Annotated in this window: 23 protein-coding genes; all 23 read right to left on the bottom strand. The window is 66.7% G+C overall.

The window, feature by feature from the left end:
• Positions 1-2: 2 nt before the first annotated feature.
• The 23 genes from secY to fusA all read right to left on the bottom strand — a co-directional run bounded on the left by secY (position 3) and on the right by fusA (position 15,481).
• Complete coding sequence (gene secY / locus RF645_RS07955) at positions 3-1,313, bottom strand: preprotein translocase subunit SecY (RefSeq protein ID WP_006213489.1); 1,311 nt, start codon at positions 1,311-1,313, stop codon at positions 3-5.
• A gap of 293 nt (positions 1,314-1,606) precedes the next feature.
• Positions 1,607-2,098: a 50S ribosomal protein L15 gene (gene rplO, locus RF645_RS07950; RefSeq protein ID WP_058871801.1), complete on the bottom strand. Its 492-nt coding sequence runs from the start codon at positions 2,096-2,098 to the stop codon at positions 1,607-1,609.
• Positions 2,099-2,100: 2 nt separating this feature from the next.
• On the bottom strand, positions 2,101-2,310 hold the full coding sequence (gene rpmD / locus RF645_RS07945) for a 50S ribosomal protein L30 (RefSeq protein ID WP_058871802.1): 210 nt from the start codon (positions 2,308-2,310) through the stop codon (positions 2,101-2,103).
• On the bottom strand, positions 2,310-3,020 hold the full coding sequence (gene rpsE, locus RF645_RS07940; RefSeq protein ID WP_058871803.1) for a 30S ribosomal protein S5: 711 nt from the start codon (positions 3,018-3,020) through the stop codon (positions 2,310-2,312). Before rpsE ends, rpmD begins: the two co-directional genes overlap by 1 nt.
• Positions 3,017-3,391 (bottom strand): 50S ribosomal protein L18, encoded by a 375-nt coding sequence (gene rplR / locus RF645_RS07935; protein WP_024289933.1) that lies wholly within the window; start codon positions 3,389-3,391, stop codon positions 3,017-3,019. Before rplR ends, rpsE begins: the two co-directional genes overlap by 4 nt.
• A gap of 2 nt (positions 3,392-3,393) precedes the next feature.
• Entirely contained in the window at positions 3,394-3,930 is a 537-nt protein-coding gene (rplF, locus tag RF645_RS07930; RefSeq protein WP_058871804.1) for a 50S ribosomal protein L6, read from the bottom strand.
• A 30-nt stretch (positions 3,931-3,960) separates the two neighbouring features.
• Positions 3,961-4,359, bottom strand: a complete 399-nt coding sequence (gene rpsH / locus RF645_RS07925; RefSeq protein ID WP_006213495.1) for a 30S ribosomal protein S8 — start codon at positions 4,357-4,359, stop codon at positions 3,961-3,963.
• A 64-nt stretch (positions 4,360-4,423) separates the two neighbouring features.
• Positions 4,424-4,984, bottom strand: coding sequence for a 50S ribosomal protein L5 (gene rplE / locus RF645_RS07920; protein WP_006213496.1), 561 nt, complete (start codon positions 4,982-4,984; stop codon positions 4,424-4,426).
• The gene (gene rplX / locus RF645_RS07915; protein WP_006213497.1) at positions 4,984-5,328 is read right to left on the bottom strand and encodes a 50S ribosomal protein L24; all 345 of its coding nucleotides are present in this window, start codon (positions 5,326-5,328) and stop codon (positions 4,984-4,986) included. Before rplX ends, rplE begins: the two co-directional genes overlap by 1 nt.
• Positions 5,328-5,699 carry a 50S ribosomal protein L14 gene (rplN, locus tag RF645_RS07910; protein WP_006213498.1) on the bottom strand — a complete coding sequence of 124 codons (372 nt, stop codon included), beginning with the start codon at positions 5,697-5,699 and terminating at the stop codon, positions 5,328-5,330. Before rplN ends, rplX begins: the two co-directional genes overlap by 1 nt.
• Positions 5,700-6,168: 469 nt before the next feature.
• On the bottom strand, positions 6,169-6,456 hold the full coding sequence (rpsQ, locus tag RF645_RS07905; RefSeq protein WP_006213499.1) for a 30S ribosomal protein S17: 288 nt from the start codon (positions 6,454-6,456) through the stop codon (positions 6,169-6,171).
• Positions 6,453-6,677, bottom strand: a complete 225-nt coding sequence (gene rpmC / locus RF645_RS07900; protein ID WP_006213500.1) for a 50S ribosomal protein L29 — start codon at positions 6,675-6,677, stop codon at positions 6,453-6,455. The genes rpsQ and rpmC overlap by 4 nt, the downstream gene beginning before the upstream one ends.
• Before the next feature lie 30 nt (positions 6,678-6,707).
• Entirely contained in the window at positions 6,708-7,124 is a 417-nt protein-coding gene (gene rplP, locus RF645_RS07895; RefSeq protein WP_006213501.1) for a 50S ribosomal protein L16, read from the bottom strand.
• Complete coding sequence (rpsC, locus tag RF645_RS07890; protein WP_058871805.1) at positions 7,124-7,942, bottom strand: 30S ribosomal protein S3; 819 nt, start codon at positions 7,940-7,942, stop codon at positions 7,124-7,126. Before rpsC ends, rplP begins: the two co-directional genes overlap by 1 nt.
• A complete protein-coding gene (rplV, locus tag RF645_RS07885) occupies positions 7,943-8,308 on the bottom strand; it encodes a 50S ribosomal protein L22 (RefSeq protein WP_006213503.1) in 366 nt (121 codons plus the stop codon). It abuts the gene before it with no gap.
• Positions 8,309-8,360: 52 nt separating this feature from the next.
• On the bottom strand, positions 8,361-8,642 hold the full coding sequence (rpsS, locus tag RF645_RS07880; RefSeq protein WP_006213504.1) for a 30S ribosomal protein S19: 282 nt from the start codon (positions 8,640-8,642) through the stop codon (positions 8,361-8,363).
• A gap of 12 nt (positions 8,643-8,654) precedes the next feature.
• The gene (gene rplB / locus RF645_RS07875) at positions 8,655-9,494 is read right to left on the bottom strand and encodes a 50S ribosomal protein L2 (protein WP_058871806.1); all 840 of its coding nucleotides are present in this window, start codon (positions 9,492-9,494) and stop codon (positions 8,655-8,657) included.
• Between the two features lie 33 nt (positions 9,495-9,527).
• A complete protein-coding gene (gene rplW / locus RF645_RS07870) occupies positions 9,528-9,830 on the bottom strand; it encodes a 50S ribosomal protein L23 (protein WP_058871807.1) in 303 nt (100 codons plus the stop codon).
• Entirely contained in the window at positions 9,827-10,453 is a 627-nt protein-coding gene (gene rplD, locus RF645_RS07865) for a 50S ribosomal protein L4 (protein ID WP_006213507.1), read from the bottom strand. The genes rplW and rplD overlap by 4 nt, the downstream gene beginning before the upstream one ends.
• 5 nt (positions 10,454-10,458) lie before the next feature.
• Positions 10,459-11,115 carry a 50S ribosomal protein L3 gene (gene rplC / locus RF645_RS07860; RefSeq protein WP_024289929.1) on the bottom strand — a complete coding sequence of 219 codons (657 nt, stop codon included), beginning with the start codon at positions 11,113-11,115 and terminating at the stop codon, positions 10,459-10,461.
• 17 nt (positions 11,116-11,132) lie between these two features.
• Positions 11,133-11,441 carry a 30S ribosomal protein S10 gene (gene rpsJ, locus RF645_RS07855; protein WP_006213509.1) on the bottom strand — a complete coding sequence of 103 codons (309 nt, stop codon included), beginning with the start codon at positions 11,439-11,441 and terminating at the stop codon, positions 11,133-11,135.
• 524 nt (positions 11,442-11,965) lie between these two features.
• A complete protein-coding gene (tuf, locus tag RF645_RS07850) occupies positions 11,966-13,156 on the bottom strand; it encodes an elongation factor Tu (RefSeq protein ID WP_058871808.1) in 1,191 nt (396 codons plus the stop codon).
• A gap of 210 nt (positions 13,157-13,366) precedes the next feature.
• Positions 13,367-15,481 carry an elongation factor G gene (gene fusA, locus RF645_RS07845; RefSeq protein ID WP_058871809.1) on the bottom strand — a complete coding sequence of 705 codons (2,115 nt, stop codon included), beginning with the start codon at positions 15,479-15,481 and terminating at the stop codon, positions 13,367-13,369.
• Between the last annotated feature and the right edge of the window lie 60 nt (positions 15,482-15,541).

Below are 15,541 nucleotides of genomic sequence, written 5' to 3'. Positions count from 1 at the left end.
CCTCAGCGCAGCAGGCCCTCGTAGTGGCGCTGCTGGAGCTGAGCGTCGATCTGCTTCACAGTATCCAAGCCCACGCCCACCATGATGAGCAGCGACGGACCGCCGAACGGGAAGTTCTGGTTGGCATCGAAGAGCACCAGGGCCACCAGCGGGATCATCGAGATCACGCCGAGGTACAGCGCGCCGGGCAGCGTGATGCGGCTGATGACGTACTGCAGGTACTTCTCCGTGGGCCGCCCGGCGCGGATGCCCGGGATGAAGCCGCCGTAGCGCTTCATGTTCCCGGCGACCTCCTCCGGGTTGAAGGTGATCGAGACGTAGAAGTACGTGAAGAACACGATCAGCAGGAAGTACGTGACCATGTAGACCGGGTGGTCACCGGAGGCCAGGTAGGTGTTGATCCAATTGATCCACCCCGGCATGGGCGAGCCATCCGTGGGCGCCGCGAACTGGGTCACGAGCCCGGGCAGCATCAGCATGGACGAGGCGAAGATGATCGGGATGACGCCGGCCATGTTGACCTTGAGCGGGATGTACGTGGTCGAGCCGCCGATCGTGCGGCGGCCGATCATCCGCTTGGCGTACTGCACCGGCACGCGGCGCTGCGACTGCTCCACGAAGACCACGCAGATGATCACCACGAGGCCCACCAGGCAGACGAGGCCGAAGACCAGCGCGCCCTGCGTGTTGAAGATCTGGCCCAGGGCCGACGGGAACGACGCGGCGATCGAGGTGAAGATCAGCAGTGACATCCCGTTGCCCACGCCGTGCTCCGTGATCCGCTCGCCGAGCCACATGATCACGGTCGTGCCGGCGGTCAGCGCGATGATGATGATCGCGATGGTCAGCACCGAGTCGTTCGGAATGATCGGCAGCGGGCAGTCGCCCAGCAGCTGGCCCGACCGGGCCAGGGAGACGATCGTGGTCGCGTTCAGCAGTGCCAGCCCGATGGTCAGGTAGCGCGTGTACTGCGTGAGCTTGGCCTGGCCCTGCGGACCCTCCTCATGCAGCTCCTGGAAGCGCGGGATGACCACTCGCAGCAGCTGGACGATGATACTCGCCGTGATGTAGGGCATCACGCCCAGGGCGAAGATGGACACCTGCAGCAGGGCTCCGCCGCTGAAGAGGTTGACCAGGTCGTAGACGCCGCCGCTGGCGTTGCCCAGGGCCAGGCACTGCTGGACGTTGCCGTAGTCCACACCGGGAGCCGGGACGAAGGTGCCCAGGCGGTAGATCACGATGATCCCGATGGTGAACAGCAGCTTGTTCCGCAGCTCGGGAGTCTTGAACGCCCGTCCGAAAGCGCTGAGCAATCGACTCTCCTCTGGTCGTGGGGGCAGACCGTCGGCCGGTCTTCCGTCATCCGGCAAACGCCCTGGGACGGGCGGGGGTCGGCATGAGGCCGTGATGGCCCGTGCAAGTCTAACCATCGTGTCCAGCATCGGCGCATCGGGCCCGGGAGCGCCTCCTCACATCCGAAGGCGGCCCTCCGCCTGCGCAGACGGCAGAAGGGCCCGTCCCCCGTGCGGGAGACAGGCCCTTCTGGTCGCGATCCGGTGGCGGACTCGGGGCGGATCCTCGGGGATCGCCTAGTCCGCCGCCAGGATCACAGAGCGGTGGTCGATCCGCCCGCGGCGGAGATCTTCTCAGCGGCCGACTTGGAGAACTTGTGCGCCGTGACGTTCACGGCCACAGAGATCTCGCCGTCGCCCAGCACCTTGACCGGCTGGTTCTTGCGAACCGCGCCCTTGGCCACGAGCTGGTCGACGCCCACCTTGCCGCCCTGAGGGAACAGCTCTCCCAGGCGGTCCAGGTTCACGACCTGGTACTCGACACGGAACGGGTTGGTGAAGCCGCGCAGCTTCGGCAGGCGCATGTGCAGCGCGAGCTGCCCGCCTGCGAAGCCCGGGCGCACCTGGTAGCGGGCCTTGGTGCCCTTGGTGCCGCGGCCTGCGGTCTTGCCCTTCGACGCCTCACCGCGGCCCACGCGCTGGCGGGCCTTCTTGGCGCCCGGAGCCGGACGCAGGTGATGGATCTTCAGGGCGCTCGAGGTCGTGCCGTCCACGGACACGACGCTGTCGGTGTTCTGCTCAGCCATGATCAGGCCTCCTCAACCTGCACGAGGTGGGCGGCGGTGTTGACCATGCCGACCGTCACCTCATCCGCCTTGCGGACGACCACGTTGCCGGGGCGCTTGAGGCCCAGGGAACGCAGGGTGTCGCGCATGTTCTGCTTCTGGCCGACCACGGAACGGGTCTGGGTGATCCGGATCTCCCGGCCGTCAGCCTTGATTCGCTTCGGAGTGGTCATCACGCACCTGCCTTCTGCTGGATGCCGCGCAGGGGCGCCGGGATGGCGTCCTCCATCGACAGGCCGCGACGAGCAGCCACAGCAGCGGGCTCCTCGAGCATGCGCAGCGCCTCGATGGTCGCGTGCACGATGTTGATCTGGTTCGACGAGCCCAGCGACTTCGACAGGACGTCGTGGATGCCGGCGCACTCGAGCACGGCGCGCACCGGACCGCCGGCGATCACGCCGGTACCCGGAGTGGCCGGACGCAGCATGACGACGCCTGCGGCGGCCTCGCCCTGCACGCGGTGCGGGATGGTGCGGTCCTCGATGCGCGGGACGCGGAAGAAGTTCTTCTTCGCCTCCTCGACGCCCTTCTGGATCGCCGCGGGGACCTCCTTGGCCTTGCCGTAGCCGACGCCGACCATGCCCTCGCCATCGCCCACCACGACGAGTGCGGTGAAGCTGAAGCGACGGCCGCCCTTGACGACCTTGGACACGCGGTTGATGGTCACGACGCGCTCGAGGAACTTGTCCTTCTCCTCGTCGCGACCTCCGCGGCCGCCACGGCCGCCACGGCCGCCGCGGTCGTTGCCGCCGCGTCCGCCACGATCGTTGCGACCGCCGCGGTCATTGCCGCCGCGCCCGCCGCGACCCTGGTTGGACTGCTCTGCACCGGTGGACTCGGTCTGAGTCTCGGTGGTGGTGTTCTCGGTGTTCTGCTCGCTCACAGTGCCAGACCTCCCTCACGGGCGCCGTCAGCGACGGCTGCCACACGACCGTGGTACTTGTTGCCCCCGCGGTCGAACACGACGGCCTCGATGCCGGCTGCCTTCGCGCGCTCGGCGACGAGCTCGCCCACGCGCTTGGCCTTCTCCGACTTGTCCGACTCCGCGGCGCGGAGCTCGGCTTCCATGGTGGATGCGGACGCGAGCGTCACACCGGCCTTGTCGTCGATGACCTGGACGAACATGTGCCGGCTGGAGCGGTTCACGACCAGGCGCGGACGCTCGGCGGTTCCCGAGACGTGCTTGCGGACGCGAAGGTGACGGCGGTTGCGCGCCGCGGACTTCGACTTGCCCCTCTTCAACTTGAGAGCCATGGTCACTTACCTGCCTTTCCGGCCTTGCGACGGATCTGCTCGCCCGCGTAGCGAACGCCCTTGCCCTTGTAGGGCTCCGGGGCGCGCAGGGCGCGGATCTTGGCGGCCACATAGCCGACCTGCTGCTTGTCGGTGCCCTTCACGAACAGCTTGTTCGCGCCCTCGACGGCGAACTCGATGCCCTCGGGAGCCTCGAACTGGACCGGGTGCGAGTAGCCGAGGGCGAACTCGAGGTCCTTGCCCTTCGGCGTGACGCGGTAGCCCGTGCCGACGATCTCGAGGCCCTTCGAGTAGCCGTCGGTGACACCGACGATCATGTTGTTGATGAGAGTGCGGGTCAGCCCGTGCAGGGACCGCGACTCGCGCTCGTCATCGGGTCGCGACACCGTGATCACACCGTCCTCCAGGACGGCGGTGATCGGCGCTGCGATCTGGTGCTGGTGCTCCCCCTTAGGTCCCTTGACGGTGACCAGGGAGCCATCGATCTTCACCTCGACGCCGCTGGGCACAGAGATGGGGAGACGTCCGATACGTGACATGTTCTCTTCCTTCCTTCCTCTGCTAGCGGGTCACCAGACGTAGGCGACGACTTCGCCGCCCACGCCCTTCTTCGCGGCCTGACGATCGGTCAGCAGGCCGGAAGAGGTGGAGATGATCGCGATGCCCATGCCGCCCAGGACTCGGGGCAGGTTGGTGGACTTCGCGTAGACGCGAAGGCCGGGCTTGGAGATGCGGCGCACACCCGCGATGGAGCGCTCGCGCTGAGGGCCGAACTTGAGGTTCAGGACCAGGGTCTTGCCGACGCGAGCCGGCTCCTCGGTCCAGTCCTCGATGTAGCCCTCGGCCTTGAGGATCTCCGCCAGGCGGGCCTTCAGCTTCGAGTACGGCATGGCCACGGTGTCGTGGTAGGCCGAGTTGGCATTGCGCAGACGGGTCAGCATGTCTGCGACAGGATCTGTCATTGTCATGGTGGGCTCTAGCCCTTCCTCGTCATGGTTTCCCGCCCGGGGGCGGGACCTGCGACGTAGTGGTTCAGTTGGTCTTGAAGGGGAAGCCGAGCGCCTTGAGCAGTGCGCGGCCCTCATCATCGGAGGTGGCGGTCGTGACCACGGTGATGTCCATGCCGCGGACGCGGTCGATCTTGTCCTGATCGATCTCGTGGAACATCGCCTGCTCGGTCAGGCCGAACGTGTAGTTGCCGTTGCCGTCGAACTGACGGTCCGACAGACCGCGGAAGTCGCGGATGCGGGGCAGAGCCAGGGTCACGAGGCGATCCAGGAACTCCCACATGCGCTCGCCGCGCAGCGTGGTGTGGCAGCCGATCGGCATGCCCTCACGCAGCTTGAACTGAGCGATGGACTTGCGGGCGCGGTTGATGACCGGCTTCTGGCCGGTGATCGCGGTGAGGTCGCGCACGGCGCCGTCGATGAGCTTGGAGTCCTTGGCGGCATCTCCGACGCCCATGTTGACGACGACCTTGGTGATGCGCGGCATCTGCATGACGTTCTTGTAGCCGAACTGCTCCTGCAGCGCCGGCGCGACGACCTCGTCGTACTTGGTCTTGAAGCGCGGGGCGGTGGTGGTCTCAGTCATCACAGATCCTTGCCGGTGGTCTTGGAGACGCGGACGCGCACGGTCTTCGTCCGGCCGTTGCGCTCCACCGTCTCGGTGCGGTAGCCGACCTTGGTCGGCTTGTTGGTCTCGGGATCGACCAGGGCGACATTCGAGATGTGGATCGGGGCCTCGACCTTCTCGATCCCGCCGGACTCACCCTGCATGGTCGGGCGCTTGTGACGGGTCATCACATTGACGCCCTCCACGACCACACGCTCGGTCTCGGTGATGACACGCAGGACCTTGCCCTGCTTGCCCTTGTTTTCCTTCTTGCCGGTGATGACCTGGACCAGGTCGCCGGTCTTGATCTTGAACTTGGGCATCAGAGCACCTCCGGTGCCAGGGAGACGATCTTCATGAACTTCTTGTCGCGCAGCTCGCGCCCGACCGGGCCGAAGATGCGCGTGCCGCGCGGATCGCCGCCCTCGGACTTGAGGATGACGGCCGCGTTCTCGTCGAAGCGGATGTACGAGCCGTCCGAGCGGCGACGCGACTTGCGCGTGCGCACGATGACGGCCTTGACGACATCGCCGCGCTTGACGTTGCCGCCGGGGATGGCGTCCTTCACGGTGGCGACGATGGTGTCGCCGATGCCTGCGTAGCGTCGACCAGAGCCGCCGAGGACACGGATGGTGAGAATCTCCTTCGCACCCGTGTTGTCGGCGACCTTGAGTCGCGACTCCTGCTGAATCACTGTTGCTCTCCTGTCGTCACGCTGGTTCTCGCACCCTTCGAGAGCAGGGGCGGGCCTTGCGGAACAGTTCGTCGGATGGATCCCCCTCCACCGGCTCCGCGCGAGGCGCTCCCGGCAGGGGCTCCGCCGCACCGTGCCAGAAGCATCTGGACTCGTGGTCTTGCCGGTGTGCCCGAAGGCGCGCCGAAGCCGCGAGCATTATGCGCTGGCACGGAAGGCAGAGGGTCGGGGGCATAGAGATGCCCACACAAGGGAGAGATTCTAGCACATGAGGCACCCAACCGACAGGCCGTGATCCGCGCCAGGACGCGGATCACGGCTTGAGCCGCATCACGTCCTGGCGGGCAGGACCGGCCGGCGGGGATGGCGAAGCGCCCCTCCCCCGCGCGAGCGGTGAAGGGGCGCTAGCCCTGCGGTGCCCCGCATGCGGCGGGGTCCCATGTGGCTCCCGCAGCGCGGGAGCCACAGATCACTTGGCCTTCTCGACGATCTCCACGATGCGCCAGTTCTTCTGAGCCGACAGCGGGCGGGTCTCAGCGATGCGGACGAGATCGCCCACGCCGCACTCGTTGGCCTCGTCGTGGGCCTTGACCTTCTGCGTGCGGCGGATCACCTTGCCGTAGAGGGCATGGGTGACGTTGTCCTGCAGCTGCACGACGACGGTCTTGTCCATCTTGTCCGAGACGACGTAGCCGCGGCGGGTCTTGCGATCCCCGCGCTGGTCGGTCTCAGCGGTCTTCTGAGGCTGCTCGGTCACTTGGCACCATCCTTCGAGGTCTCGGCTGCGCCGCGGATGCCCAGCTCGCGCTCACGCAGCACCGTGTAGATGCGCGCGATGTCGCGCTTGACGGCCTTCAGACGGCCATTGCTCTCGAGCTGGCCCGTGGCCGACTGGAAGCGCAGGTTGAACAGCTCCTCCTTGGCCTTCTTCAGCTCGGACTGGAGAGCGGCGTCGTCGAGCTCGACGAGCTTCTCCATGTTCAGATCCTTGGATCCAACGGCCATTGATCATTCACCGCCTTCGCGACGCACGATGCGCGCCTTCATCGGGAGCTTGTGGATGGCCAGGCGAAGGGCCTCACGGGCCACCTCGTCGGACACGCCGCCCAGCTCGAACATCACGCGACCCGGCTTGACGTTGGCGACCCACCACTCGGGCGAGCCCTTGCCGGAGCCCATGCGGGTCTCAGCGGGGCGCTTGGTCAGCGGACGGTCCGGGAAGATGTTGATCCAGACCTTGCCACCGCGCTTGATGTGGCGGGTCATGGCGATACGAGCCGCCTCGATCTGCCGGTTGGTGACGTAGGCCGGGGTCAGTGCCTGGACGCCCCAGTCTCCGAAGGAGACCGTGGTGCCGCCGGTCGCAGTGCCACCGCGCTTGGGGTGGTGCTGCTTGCGGTGCTTCACACGACGGGGGATGAGCATCAGTTACCACCCTCTGCATTCGCTGCGGGGGCGTCGCCGGAGCGCTCTCCACGACGTCCACCGCGATCATTGCGGTCAGTGCGCTCGGGACGGCGACGGCGATCGCCGGCGCCTCCGCCGCGACGGTCTCCGCCGCGGCCGCGGGACTGGGCTGCCGCCTCCTGAGCTGCGAGCTCCTTGGAGGTCAGGTCGCCCTTGTAGATCCAGACCTTCACGCCGATGCGGCCGAAGGTGGTCTTGGCCTCGAAGAAGCCGTAGTCGATGTTCGCGCGGAGCGTGTGCAGGGGCACGCGCCCCTCGCGGTAGAACTCCGAGCGGGACATCTCGGCGCCGCCCAGACGGCCGGCGCACTGGATGCGGATGCCCTTCGCGCCGGCGCGCTGCGCCGACTGGATGGACTTCTTCATCGCGCGGCGGAAGGCCACGCGCGAGGCGAGCTGCTCGGCCACGCCCTGGGCGACCAGCTGCGCATCGGTCTCGGGGTTCTTGACCTCGAGGATGTTCAGCTGGATCTGCTTGCCCGTGAGCTTCTCGAGCTCGCCGCGGATGCGATCGGCCTCGGCGCCGCGGCGGCCGATGACGATGCCCGGACGCGCCGTGTGGATGTCCACGCGGACGCGGTCACGGGTGCGCTCGATATCGACCTTCGAGATGCCGGCGCGCTCCATGCCGGTGTCCATGAGCTTGCGGATCATGATGTCCTCGCGGACATAGTCCTTGTACTGCTGGCCCGCCTTGTTGGAATCGGTGAACCAGTGCGAGACGTGGTCCGTGGTGATTCCCAGACGGAAGCCGTTGGGATTGATCTTCTGTCCCACTTAGCGGACCTCCTCGTTCTCCGGGGTCGCCACGACCAGGGTGATGTGGCTCGTGCGCTTGTTGATGCGGAACGCGCGGCCCTGGGCTCGCGGACGGAACCGCTTCATCGTCGGGCCCTCGTCCACGAAGGCCTCGCTCACGACGAGCTCCTCCTCGCGGAACGGCAGTCCCTTCTGATCGGCGGTCTGTCGCGCATTGGCGACCGCCGAGGACAGGACCTTGAACACCGGCTCGGAAGCGCCCTGCTGGGCGAACTTCAGAATCGCCAGAGCCTCGTGCGCCTGCTGGCCACGGATCAGGTTGACGACGCGCCGGGCCTTCATCGGCGTCACGCGAACGTAGCGCGCGGATGCCTTGGCTTCCATTGCTTTCCTCTTCTCGTCTTATCGGGAAGTCAAACGCTGCGACCTGAGAAGGTCAGCGGCGCTTGCCCTTCCTGTCGTCCTTCACGTGGCCGCGGTAGGTGCGCGTGGGCGCGAACTCGCCGAGCTTGTGACCGACCATGGACTCGGTGACGAACACCGGGATGTGCTTGCGTCCGTCGTGCACCGCGATGGTGTGGCCGAGCATGTCCGGCACGATCATCGAGCGACGGGACCACGTCTTGATGACGTTCTTGGTGCCCTTCTCGTTCTCCTTGGCCACCTTGAGATACAGGTGCTGGTCGACGAAGGGGCCCTTCTTCAGGCTGCGTGGCATGGTTCAGGCTCCTCAGCGCTTGTTCTTGCCGGTGCGACGGCGACGGACGATGAGCTTGTCGCTCTCCTTGTTGGGGCGACGGGTGCGACCCTCGGGCTTGCCGTTCGGGTTGACCGGGTGACGGCCGCCGGAGGTCTTGCCCTCGCCACCGCCGTGCGGGTGGTCCACCGGGTTCATGACGACGCCGCGCACGGTCGGGCGGATGCCCTTCCAGCGGTTGCGGCCGGCCTTGCCCCAGTTGATGTTGGACTGCTCGGCATTGCCGACCTCGCCGACGGTCGCGCGGCAGCGGACGTCGACGTTGCGGATCTCGCCGGAGGGCAGACGGAGCTGTCCGTACTTGCCCTCCTTGGCGACGAGCTGCACCGAGGCGCCGGCCGAGCGGGCCAGCTTGGCGCCGCCGCCCGGACGCAGCTCCACAGCGTGCAGCGTGGTGCCGACCGGGATGTTGCGCAGCGGCAGGTTGTTGCCGGGCTTGATGTCGGCCGACGGACCGGACTCGACGATGCTGCCCTGGGTCAGGCGCTTGGGCGCCAGGATGTAGCGCTTGGTGCCGTCCACGTAGTGCAGCAGCGCGATGCGCGCGGTGCGGTTCGGGTCGTACTCGATGTGCGCGACCTTGGCGTCCACGCCGTCCTTGTCATGGCGACGGAAGTCGATGACGCGGTACTGGCGCTTGTGCCCGCCGCCCTTGTGGCGCGTGGTGATGCGACCCAGGTTGTTGCGTCCGCCCTTCTTGGGCAGCGGGCGCAGCAGGGACTTCTCCGGGGTCGAGCGCGTGATCTCTGCGAAGTCCGCGACGGACGAGCCGCGGCGGCCCGGCGTCGTGGGCTTGTGAATGCGAATAGCCATGTTCTAGTTCCTCGTTGACTCTGTTCCCGGGCCTCAGCCCTGGGAACCGCCGAAGATGTCGATGGTGCCCTCGGACAGCGTCACCACAGCACGCTTGGTGCTGTTGCGCTGCCCCCAGCCGAAGCGCGTGCGCTTCCGCTTGCCGGCACGGTTGATCGTGTTCACGGAGGCCACCTTGACGTCGAAGATGGACTCGATGGCCTGGCGGATCTCGATCTTGTTCGCATCCGGGGTCACCTGGAAGATGTACTGGCCCTGATCCATCAGGGAGTACGACTTCTCGGAGAGCACCGGAGCGACGATGACGTCGCGGGGGTCCTTGTAGGTCACGCTCACTTGGCGTCCTCCTGCTTCTTGCCGGCCGTGGCGGCCTCGACGAATGCGTCGTACGCATCCTTGGTGAAGACCACGTCGTCGCTGACCAGCACGTCGTAGGTGTTCAGCTGATCCGCGTAGATGCTGTGCACGTTCTGCAGGTTGCGCACCGACAGAGCGGCGACGTCATCCTGGCGCGAGAGCACCACGAGCGCGTGCCTGCGCGAGGTCAGACCCGCCAGCGCGGCCTTGGCGGCTGCGGTGGACGGGGTCGTGCCCTCGACGAGGGTCGACACCACGTGGATGCGGCCGTGACGGGCACGGTCCGACAGGGCACCGCGCAGGGCGGCGGCCTTCATCTTCTTGGGCGTGCGCTGCGAGTAGTCGCGCGGCACCGGGCCGTGCACGATGCCGCCGCCGGTCATCTGGGGCTCGCGGATGGAGCCCTGACGGGCGCGGCCCGTGCCCTTCTGCTTGAAGGGCTTGCGGCCGGCGCCGGAAACCTCGGCGCGGGTCTTGGTCTTGTGGGTGCCCTGACGGGCGGCCGCGAGCTGCGCCACGACGACCTGGTGCATCAGCGGCACCGAGGACTTGGCGTCGAAGATCTCAGCGGGGAGGTCCACGTTGATGGTCTCAGTTGCCATGAGTATCAGGCTCCCTTCACGGAGGTGCGGACGAGGACGACCGAACCCTTGGCGCCCGGCAGGGCGCCCTTGATGAGCAGCAGGGAGTTCTCGGCATCCACACCGTGCACCTTGAGGTTCGTGGTGGTGTGGCGCTCGTTGCCCATGCGGCCGGCCATGCGCATGCCCTTGAAGACGCGCGCTGCGTAGGACGCATTGCCGATCGAGCCCGGCTTGCGGTGGTTCTTGTGGGCACCGTGGGAGGCGGAGACGCCGGCGAAGCCGTGGCGCTTCATGACACCTGCGGTGCCCTTGCCCTTGGTGGTGCCGACGACGTCGACGCGCGCGCCGGCCTCGAAGATCTCCACGGAGAGCTCCTGGCCCAGGGAGTACTCGGCGGCATCCGACGTGCGCAGCTCGACCAGGTGGCGGCGCGGGGTCACGCCGGCCTTCTCGAAGTGACCGGCCAGGGGCTTGGTCACCTTGCGCGGGTCGATCTGGCCGTAGCCGATCTGGACGGCGGAGTAGCCGTCGTTCTCCGGGGTCCGCAGCTGGGTCACAACGTTGGTGTCAGCCCGGACCACGGTGACGGGAACCAGGTTCCCGTTCTCGTCCCAGACCTGGGTCATGCCGAGCTTGGTGCCCAGGATGCCCTTCATCTGGCGTTCGTAAGTCGTAGTCATTGCGTCTGCGGTCCTTATCAGAGCTTGATTTCGATGTTCACATCGGCCGGCAGGTCGAGTCGCATGAGCGAGTCGACCGCCTTCGGCGTGGGATCGACGATGTCGATCAGGCGCTTGTGCGTGCGCATCTCGAAGTGCTCACGGCTGTCCTTGTACTTGTGCGGCGACCGGATCACGGTGTACACGTTCTTCTCGGTCGGCAGCGGCACCGGACCGACGACGGTTGCGCCGGCACGGGTCACCGTCTCGACGATCTTGCGGGCCGAGACGTCGATGACCTCGTGGTCATAGGACTTCAGCCGGATGCGGATTTTCTGTCCCGCCATGGCGTCGTGACTCTCTTTCTTCAAGTACTTCCCTGTGACGGAGCCGAGGCTCCTTATGCGTGGCGCTGCCTTCAGCGCCGCTCCGCACGGACTGAATCCGACGTCGTCGGGTTCCTCAGCCTGCCGGAGCACCGCCCCCCGGGGTCGGGCGTGTCGTCTATTCGCTCTGCGCAGACGACAGCATCGATCCCGGATCGCGGGAGGGTCGTTCAGAGGGGTTCACTGCGGCCCAGGCCTCGCCAGGAGGCCGGACCCTGCATCGTTCGGTGCGCTGCGAGCAGCGCCGATGCGCGAACAACGCCGTCCATCTTGCCACGATCCTCGGATGCCCCGCAACCCCGGGTGCGTCGATGTGGCTCAGCTCTCCCGCCGCGCGCAGCTCGAGCGACGGCCTGAGGCAACGGAGCGCCACTGTCGGGTGGGGACGGCGAAGGGCCCCGCACCGACGGATCGGTGCGGGGCCCTTCGAGGCTTCCGGGACTCAGGCTCGTGCGAGCCCGCGTCCGGGATCAGTCAGCCGATGATCACTTGGTGATCTTGGTGACCTTGCCGGAGCCCACGGTGCGGCCGCCCTCGCGGATGGCGAAGCCGAGGCCCTCCTCCATGGCGATCGGCTGGATGAGCTCGACCGACATCTCGGTGTTGTCGCCGGGCATGACCATCTCGGTGCCCTCGGGCAGGGAGATGACGCCGGTGACGTCGGTGGTGCGGAAGTAGAACTGCGGGCGGTAGTTCGTGTAGAAGGGGTTGTGACGCCCACCCTCATCCTTGGACAGGATGTACACGTTGGCCTCGAAGTCCGTGTGCGGGGTGATCGAACCCGGCTTGCAGACGACCTGGCCGCGCTCGACGTCGTCGCGCTTCAGGCCGCGCAGCAGCAGGCCGCAGTTCTCGCCGGCCATGGCCTCGTCCATCTGCTTGTGGAACATCTCGATGCCGGTGACCGTGGTCTTCTGGATCGGGCGGATGCCGACGATCTCGACCTCGGAGTTGATCGGCAGGGTGCCGCGCTCGGCACGGCCGGTCACGACGGTGCCGCGGCCGGTGATCGTGAAGACGTCCTCGACGGGCATGAGGAAGGGCTTATCGGTGTCGCGGACCGGGTCCGGGATGAACTCGTCGACGCCCTGCATGAGCTCCTCGATCTTGGCAACCCACTCGGGGTCGCCCTCGAGGGCCTTCAGAGCCGAGACGCGCACGACCGGAGCGTTGTCGCCGTCGAACTCCTGGTCCGAGAGCAGCTCGCGGACCTCCATCTCGACGAGGTCCAGCAGCTCCTCGTCATCGACCATGTCCGACTTGTTCAGCGCGACCATCAGGGTCGGCACACCGACCTGGCGGGCGAGCAGGACGTGCTCGCGGGTCTGGGCCATGGGGCCGTCGGTGGCGGCGACCACGAGGATCGCGCCGTCCATCTGCGCCGCGCCGGTGATCATGTTCTTGACGTAGTCGGCGTGGCCGGGAGCGTCGACGTGGGCGTAGTGGCGCGCCTCGGTCTGGTACTCGATGTGCGAGATGTTGATCGTGATGCCGCGCTGGCGCTCCTCCGGAGCGGAGTCGATGCCGCCGAAGTCGCGGGCCTCGTTGAGGTCCGGGTACTTGTCGGCCAGGACCTTGGAGATCGCAGCGGTCAGCGTGGTCTTGCCGTGGTCGACGTGACCGATGGTGCCGATGTTGACGTGCGGCTTGCTGCGCTCGAACTTGGCCTTCGCCATGGTGGTTCCTCCTAGAGAATGATGCGAACTTGCTCGCCCTTGACGCGTGCAGAGGCGCTCAGCGGGCGGAATCCTCTGCAAGTGTAGTCGGGCTGGTTGGGGGTGAGAAATCGGTCGGTGCGGCGGCCCGCCCGGCTCGGGGTCGGCTGCGGGCCCGCGATCGCGGCCGTGGGGCCGTCGGCGGCTCCTCACAAGGAAGCCGCCGACGGATCACTCGCCGCGGTTCTTCTGGATGATCTCCTCGGCGACGTTCTTCGGGACCTCCGTGTAGGAGTCGAAGGACATCGAGTACACCGCGCGGCCCTGCGTCTTGGAGCGCAGGTCGCCGATGTAGCCGAACATCTCGGACAGCGGGACGCTGGCCTTGACGAGCTTGATCCCGGAGACGTCCTCCATGGACTGGATCATGCCGCGGCGCGAGTTCAGGTCGCCGATGACATCACCCATGTACTCCTCGGGCGTGCGGACCTCGACGGCCATGGTCGGCTCGAGCAGAACCGGGTTGGCGCGCTTGGCGCCCTCCTTGAAGACCATGGAGCCGGCGATCTTGAACGCCATCTCCGAGGAGTCGACGTCGTGGTAGGCGCCGTCGAGCAGCGTGGCCTTGACGCCCACGACCGGGTAGCCGGCCAGCACGCCGAGCTGCATGGCGTCCTGGATTCCCGCGTCCACCGACGGGATGTACTCGCGCGGGATGCGACCGCCGGTGACGGCGTTGTCGAACTCGTAGAGCTCCTCGGCCTCGAGGTCGATCGGCTCGAAGGAGACCTGCACCTTGGCGAACTGGCCGGAGCCGCCGGTCTGCTTCTTGTGGGTGTAGTCGACCTTCTCGACGGACTTCCTGATGGTCTCGCGGTAGGCGACCTGGGGCTTGCCCACGTTCGCCTCGACGCGGAACTCACGCTTCATGCGATCCACCAGGATGTCCAGGTGCAGCTCGCCCATGCCTCCGATCTCGGTCTGACCGGTCTCCTCGTTGAGGGAGACCGTGAAGGTCGGATCCTCAGCGGAGAGCTTCTGGATGGCGGTGGAGAGCTTCTCCTGGTCGCCCTTGGTCTTGGGCTCGATGGCCACGAAGATCACGGGAGCCGGGAAGGACATGGACTCCAGCACGATCGGGTTGGCCGCATCGCACAGGGTGTCGCCCGTGGTGGTGTCCTTCAGGCCGATGATCGCGTAGATGTGACCGGCCTGGATCTCCTCGACCGGGTTCTCCTTGTTGGAGTGCATCTGGAACAGCTTGCCGATGCGCTCCTTCTTGGACTTGGTCGAGTTCAGGACCTGCTCGCCGGCCTTGGCCGTGCCCGAGTAGACGCGGGTGTAGGTCAGCTGGCCGTAGAACGGGTGCGCAGCGACCTTGAAGGCCAGAGCGGAGAACGGAGCGGTGCGATCGGCCGGACGGGTCATGATCTCGTCCTCGTCGCGCACCGAGTGGCCCTGGACGTCGTCGACGTCGAACGGCGAGGGCAGGTAGTCCACGACGGCGTCGAGCATCGGCTGCACGCCGCGGTTCTTGAACGCGGAGCCGCAGAAGACCGGGTAGGCCTCCGAGGCGATGGTCAGCTTGCGGACGCCGGCCTTGATCTCATCGATCGTCAGCTCCTCGCCGCCGAGGTACTTCTCCATGAGCTCGTCATCGGCCTCGGCCACGTTCTCGACCAGCTCGGCGCGGTACTGCTCGGCGCGCTCCTGGAGATCCGCGGGGATCTCCTCGGTCTTGTACGAGGCGCCCAGGGAGACGTCTCCCTTGGAGTCGCCCTCCCACACCAGGGCCTTCATGTGGACCAGGTCCACGACGCCCACGAAGTCGCTCTCCGAGCCGATCGGCAGCTGCATGACCAGCGGCTTGGCCTTGAGGCGGTTGATGATGGTGTCGACGGTGAAATAGAAGTCCGCGCCCAGCTTGTCCATCTTGTTGACGAAACAGATGCGGGGCACGTCGTACTTGTCCGCCTGGCGCCAGACGGTCTCCGACTGGGGCTCGACGCCCTCCTTGCCGTCGAAGACGGCGACGGCGCCGTCGAGGACGCGCAGGGAGCGCTCGACCTCGACCGTGAAGTCCACGTGGCCCGGGGTGTCGATGATGTTGATCTGGTTGCCGTCCCAGAAGCAGGTGGTGGCCGCGGAGGTGATCGTGATGCCACGCTCCTGCTCCTGAGCCATCCAGTCCATCGTGGACGCACCCTCATGGGTCTCACCGAGCTTGTGGTTGATGCCCGTGTAGAACAGGATGCGCTCGGTGGTGGTGGTCTTGCCGGCGTCGATGTGCGCCATGATGCCGATGTTGCGGACCTTCTTCAGGTCGGTAAGCACGTCTTGTGCCACGGTGAGTCCCTTCTGAGGTGTTCCCGGCGGTCTGCCGCCCCCGATGAGGGGCGGCAGACC

The organism is Kocuria sp. CPCC 205260 (genome assembly GCF_040981045.1).
GTDB lineage: Bacteria > Actinomycetota > Actinomycetes > Actinomycetales > Micrococcaceae > Kocuria > Kocuria palustris.
Note: the sequence above shows the minus strand (reverse complement) of the source record. Positions and strands in the feature narration are given on the sequence as shown.